We start from the raw sequence: 5584 nt of genomic DNA, 5'->3' as shown, positions 1-5584 counted from the left end.
ACCAATAACTGTATTTTCTGGAAACACCTTTTATGCCCAACATCCTCCTGGTGGAAGACGACGCCGCCCTTTCCGAGCTGATTGCCAGCTACCTGGAACGCAATGGCTACCACGTCAGCGTGCTCAGCCGTGGCGACCACGTGCGTGAGCGTGCGCGCCTCAACCCGCCGGACCTGGTGATCCTCGACCTGATGTTGCCCGGCCTCGACGGCCTGCAAGTTTGCCGCCTGTTGCGTGCCGACTCGGCAGGCCTGCCAATCCTGATGCTCACCGCTCGCGATGACAGCCACGACCAAGTGCTGGGCCTGGAGATGGGCGCCGACGACTACGTGACCAAGCCCTGCGAGCCACGTGTGCTGCTTGCCCGCGTGCGCACCTTGCTGCGTCGCAGCAGCTTGTCCGAGCCCCAGGTGGCCAACGACCAGATCATCATGGGCAACCTGTGCATTGACCTGTCCGAACGCACGGTGACCTGGCGCGAGCAGCCGGTGGAGTTGTCCAGCGGTGAATACAACCTGCTGGTGGTACTGGCTCGGCATGCCGGGGAAGTGCTCAGCCGCGACCAGATCCTGCAACGCCTGCGCGGTATCGAGTTCAATGGCACCGACCGCTCGGTGGACGTGGCCATCTCCAAGCTGCGCCGTAAATTCGATGACCATGCCGGTGAGGCCCGCAAGATCAAGACGGTGTGGGGCAAGGGTTACCTGTTCAGCCGTTCCGAGTGGGAATGCTGATTCATGTTTCGTGTGCTGATTCGTCTCTACCTGATCACCATCATCACCTACAGCGCGGCGATCTTCCTGATTCCCAAGCTGGTGATCCAACTGTTCGAACACCGCTATACGAACTACAACGTCGAACAGACCCGTGGCCAGCAGAAGCTGATAGTCAAACAGTACCTACGGGCGCCGGTGGAGCGTTGGTCCCAGGTCACCGAGCAGTTGAACCGCGACTTTGCTCCGCTCAAGGTGCAATTGCTGCTACGCCAGGACGCCAGCTATACGCCCGAAGAAGAAAAGCTGCTGGAGCAGGGCAAGCCGGTGATCCGCCTGGGGGAGTGGGGCTGGATGGAAGACATCAGTTCACCGATCAACCAGCAGTTTGTGGTCAAGTTGAGCGTACCGCCCGACCCGCTGGACATGAACTTGTTGTACTGGTCGATGAATGTGTTGATCGTCGGTGCACTGCTGGCCTGCCTGCTGGTGTGGTTGCGCCCGCACTGGCGTGACCTGGAACGCCTGAAAACCACTGCCGCGCAGTTGGGCAAGGGTAACCTGAGCGAGCGTACGCGCATCCCGGCCAGCTCCAGCATTGGCAGCCTGGGCGCTGTGTTCGACACCATGGCCGACGACGTCGAGCACTTGCTCAACCAGCAACGCGACCTGCTCAATGCGGTCTCCCACGAGTTGCGCACGCCGCTCACGCGCCTGGATTTCGGCCTGGCGCTGGCCTTGTCCGAAGACTTGCCCCAGGCCAGTCGCGAGCGCTTGCAAAGCCTGGTGGCACACATTCGCGAACTGGACGAACTGGTGCTGGAATTGCTCTCGTACAGTCGCCTGCAGAACCCGGCGCAATTGCCCGAGCAGGTGGATGTCGTGCTCGATGAGTTTGTCGACAGCGTATTGGGCAGCGTCGACGACGAGCTGGAGAACCCCGAGATTGTCATCGACGTGGCGCTTGATTGCGCCGTCGAGCGCTTCACCCTCGACCCACGGCTCACCGCCCGCGCTTTGCAGAACTTGCTGCGCAACGCCACGCGTTATTGCGACAAACGCATTCAGGTTGGGGTGAAGGTGTGCCCCAAGGGCTGTGAGATCTGCGTGGATGACGATGGCATCGGTATTCCGGTGGACCAGCGCGAGCGCATTTTCGAGCCGTTCTACCGCCTGGACCGCAGCCGTGACCGTGCCACCGGTGGTTTCGGCCTGGGGTTGGCCATCAGCCGTCGCGCAGTCGAAGCCCAAGGCGGTACGCTGACTGCGCTGGCGTCACCGTTGGGCGGCGCGCGGTTCCGGTTGTGGTTGCCGGCGGCCGGGGCATGACCGAGTGCATGATTTCAACCAAAAAGCATAAACTCAGATGATATTGGTATAAGTCGTTATAAGAAAAATCGCTATCCTGCCGCCAGAAATTTATAAGGCCGCAGGTAGTTGTAATGGATGTGGGTAATTTTGGTTTTGTGGTGGCTGGCCTGATCGTAGGTTTTATCGTCGGCATGACCGGTGTCGGCGGCGGTTCTTTGATGACGCCGATCCTGCTGTGGTTCGGCATCAACCCGGCGACCGCCGTAGGCACCGACCTGTTGTACGCCGCCATCACCAAATCCGGCGGCGTGCTGGTACACAGCAAGAACAAGAACATCGACTGGACCATCACCGGCTGGCTCACCCTGGGCAGCGTTCCGGCCGTGTTGTTGACCCTGTGGTTCCTCGCCAGCCTGCACACCGACCCCAGTGCGATGAACGCGGTCATCAAACAAGCCCTCGGCGTGGTGTTGCTGCTGACCGCCCTGGCGATTCTGTTCAAGAAAAGCCTGCTCGCCTTCGCCCAGCGCCATGCGGGTGATGACTATCACATGAGCCCGCGCAACCTGAACGTACTGACGGTGGTCACCGGCGCGATCCTCGGCACCATGGTGGCCCTGACCTCCATCGGCGCCGGCGCCCTCGGCACCGTGGCGCTGTTCATCCTCTATCCCTTCCTGGCCACGCGCCGACTGGTCGGCACCGAGATCGCCCACGCCGTGCCCCTGACCCTGGTGGCGGGCCTGGGCCACGCCAGCATGGGCAACATGGACTGGCACCTCCTCGGCTTCCTGCTGATGGGCTCGTTGCCAGGCATTTACCTCGGCAGCCACATGACCGGCAAAGTCCCGGATGGCGTGCTGCGTCCGTGCCTGGCGATCATGTTGATGACCATCGGCTACAAGCTGGCCTTCTAAGCCTTGGCCGGACCGTTGCCGATCTGCCACACAAACGGCGGCTCCGTGCCATTGATTACCCAATCACCGACAATCCGCGCCTTGTAGATCACCGGGTTGTGGGACGACACCGTGCGAGCGTTGCGCCAATGCCGGTCAAGGGCCTTGCCTTGGCGCACATCCGACGCGCCCAGCGCGTTGAACAGTTCGGTGGTGGCACGCTGGATCAATGCCGACACCACCACCTGGGCCGTCGCCGATTCAATCTCCGCCGCCACATTGGCTTCCCGCTCCGCCACCTCATCCCCCGCAAAGCGCGCCAGGTAGGCCCGTTGCGCCGGTACGGCGGCTTTCAAGGCACTGGCTTCGGCGGCATACACCAGCGCTGCGACGTCACCCACCACTTGCTGGACCTGCGCATCCTGGCTCACATGGGCCGCGTTGCCATGGCTATAGATTCGCTTGCGGTTGCGCACCTGCTGGGCCACGTCATTGAGCGCCGCTCGGCCGATCCCGGCCAGGCTCGCCAGCAGCACCAACTGGTAGAACGCGGTCTGGTATTTGAAACGGGTGGAAAAGTCGATGACGTTCTCGGCTTCCACCACGGCATCGGTAAAGCGCGTGGTGCCGCTGCCGGTGGTGCGTTGGCCAAAGCCGTCCCAGTCATCGCTTTGCACCACGCCAGGTTGGTGGGTACGGGTCGCAGCGATCACGTCGGCGCCGGTATCGCTGCGCTGGGCGTACACGTCGATCCAGTCCGAGAACAGGCTGCCGGTGCTGTAGAACTTTTCACCGTTGAGCTTCCACTGGTCGCCGTCGGGGCTGACCTGGGTGACCACATCGCCAATGGCCACATTGCCGATTTCGGTCCAGGCGCAGCCGACGATATCGCCGTCGACAAAGCGCTTGAACCATAGGTCGCGCCCGGCGCTCGGCGCGGCATTCAGGCGATCCTCGGCAAAGGCGAAATGCCCGCGCAAGGCTTGTGGCACGTTCGAGTCGGCAGCGGCCAGTTCAATCAGCAGTTCAAACAGTTGGGGTAACGACGCACCGCCACCACCGTATTCCACCGGCACCCGCACGGCGCCAAAGCCGGCTTGCTTGAGCCACTGGATCGGCTCATAGGGCAGGGTGCGGGTGTGTTCGCGCTCAACCGAGCCCTCGGCGATACGCTGGAAAATCGGCCGGAAACGTGCGGCCAATGTGGGGTAGTCGACGCCGATGGACAGCGGGTTGATGACGTGTTGCTCAGTCATGGGGAACGGCTCCTTGGCAGTGATCAAGTCTTGAGGGGATTGCACAGTCCGTGCCGGGCCTTTTGGCCCGTATTTACGGGGCAGGGGTGGCGGCTCGCTGTTGCTCCAGCAACAGCAGATCCGCAAAACGACGTGATCCCTCACATTAGCGGCCACGTATCCCAATCCTGTGTTTTGCGCCGTAATGCCTGTAGCCCGGGCCTTTGGCCCAGCCTGGCATGCTTGCTGCTCAAGCCCATGTACATCCTTTTGTGCGAGGTACAGCCAGATGAGTCAGCAAGCCGTGAAATTTGCCTATTGGGTACCCAACGTCAGCGGTGGGTTGGTGGTGAGCAAGATCGAGCAGCGCACCCATTGGGGTATCGACTACAACCGCAAACTCGCGCAACTGGCCGAAGCGGCCGGTTTTGAATATGGCCTCACGCAGATTCGCTTTACCGCCGGTTACGGCGCCGAGAATCAACATGAATCCGTGGCATTCAGCCATGCGCTGCTTGCCGCGACGACCAAGCTCAAGGTGATTGCGGCGATCTTGCCTGGCCCCTGGCAACCGGCGCTGGCGGCCAAGCAATTGGCGACCATCGACCAGCTCACCAATGGCCGTATCGCGGTCAATATCGTCAGCGGTTGGTTCAAGGGGGAGTTCCAGGCCATCGGCGAACACTGGTTGGAACACGATGAGCGCTATCGTCGCTCGGAGGAGTTTATCCGCGCCTTGAAAGGCATCTGGACCCAGGACGATTTCACCTTCAAAGGCGATTTCTACCGCTTCAACAATTACACCCTCAAACCCAAGCCCCTGGGCCAGCCGGAAGTGTTCCAGGGCGGCAGCTCGCGGGCCGCACGGGACATGGCGGCGCGGGTGTCGGACTGGTACTTCACCAACGGCAATACCCCGGAAGGCATCAAGGCTCAGGTCGACGACATCCGCGCCAAGGCCGCCGCCAATCATCATTCGGTGAAAGTCGGCGTGAATGCCTTCGTGATCGCCCGCGACACCGAAGAAGAAGCCCGCGCCGTGCTGGCGGAGATCATCGACAAAGCCGATCCGGAAGCGGTGAATGCCTTTGGCGACGCGGCCAAACAGGCGGGCAAGGCTTCACCTGAAGGCGAGGGCAACTGGGCCAAGTCCAGTTTCGAGGACCTGGTGCAGTACAACGACGGCTTCAAGACCAACCTCATCGGCACGCCACAGCAGATTGCCGAGCGCATCGTGGCGCTCAAGGCCGTAGGCGTGGACTTGGTGCTGGCGGGTTTCCTGCACTTCCAGGAAGAAGTCGAGTACTTCGGCAAACGCGTGCTGCCGCTGGTACGCGAACTGGAAGCCAAGGCGGCGATCAAGCAGGTGGCTTAACCTGGTGTGTAGTGAGCGGGCTTGCCCCGCGCTGGGGGGCGAAGCCGCCCTAAC

At 61.7% G+C, this 5584-nt stretch carries 5 protein-coding genes; 4 read left to right on the top strand and 1 reads right to left on the bottom strand.

The features are described 5' to 3' along the window. Positions 1 to 32 precede the first annotated feature (32 nt). From ACRESD_RS12520 to ACRESD_RS12510, 3 genes are all read left to right on the top strand, one after another. Positions 33 to 734, top strand: a complete 702-nt coding sequence (locus ACRESD_RS12520; RefSeq protein WP_016971864.1) for a response regulator transcription factor — start codon at positions 33 to 35, stop codon at positions 732 to 734. 3 nt (positions 735 to 737) lie between these two features. Continuing rightward, positions 738 to 2042 (top strand): ATP-binding protein, encoded by a 1305-nt coding sequence (locus ACRESD_RS12515; protein ID WP_431751175.1) that lies wholly within the window; start codon positions 738 to 740, stop codon positions 2040 to 2042. A gap of 113 nt (positions 2043 to 2155) precedes the next feature. Next, entirely contained in the window at positions 2156 to 2941 is a 786-nt protein-coding gene (locus ACRESD_RS12510; RefSeq protein WP_431751174.1) for a sulfite exporter TauE/SafE family protein, read from the top strand. On the opposite strand, the gene ACRESD_RS12505 is transcribed toward ACRESD_RS12510, so the two are convergent. Further along, entirely contained in the window at positions 2938 to 4176 is a 1239-nt protein-coding gene (locus ACRESD_RS12505) for an acyl-CoA dehydrogenase family protein (RefSeq protein ID WP_431751173.1), read from the bottom strand. The genes ACRESD_RS12510 and ACRESD_RS12505 overlap by 4 nt on opposite strands. A 268-nt stretch (positions 4177 to 4444) precedes the next feature. On the opposite strand from ACRESD_RS12505, the gene sfnG reads away from it, so the two are divergent. Next, on the top strand, positions 4445 to 5530 hold the full coding sequence (gene sfnG / locus ACRESD_RS12500) for a dimethylsulfone monooxygenase SfnG (RefSeq protein WP_431751172.1): 1086 nt from the start codon (positions 4445 to 4447) through the stop codon (positions 5528 to 5530). Positions 5531 to 5584: the final 54 nt, after the last annotated feature.

The organism is Pseudomonas sp., assembly GCF_050739995.1.
In the GTDB taxonomy this organism is placed as follows: domain Bacteria; phylum Pseudomonadota; class Gammaproteobacteria; order Pseudomonadales; family Pseudomonadaceae; genus Aquipseudomonas.
Note: the sequence above shows the minus strand (reverse complement) of the source record. Positions and strands in the feature narration are given on the sequence as shown.

Excerpts from the sequence above, each read along its gene's own strand:
- ACRESD_RS12520 (WP_016971864.1), top strand. The coding sequence starts at position 33 with ATGCCCAACATCCTCCTGGTGGAAGACGACGCCGCCCTTTCCGAGCTG.
- ACRESD_RS12515 (WP_431751175.1), top strand. The coding sequence starts at position 738 with ATGTTTCGTGTGCTGATTCGTCTCTACCTGATCACCATCATCACCTAC.
- ACRESD_RS12510 (WP_431751174.1), top strand. The coding sequence starts at position 2,156 with ATGGATGTGGGTAATTTTGGTTTTGTGGTGGCTGGCCTGATCGTAGGT.
- ACRESD_RS12505 (WP_431751173.1), bottom strand. The coding sequence starts at position 4,176 with ATGACTGAGCAACACGTCATCAACCCGCTGTCCATCGGCGTCGACTAC.
- sfnG (WP_431751172.1), top strand. The coding sequence starts at position 4,445 with ATGAGTCAGCAAGCCGTGAAATTTGCCTATTGGGTACCCAACGTCAGC.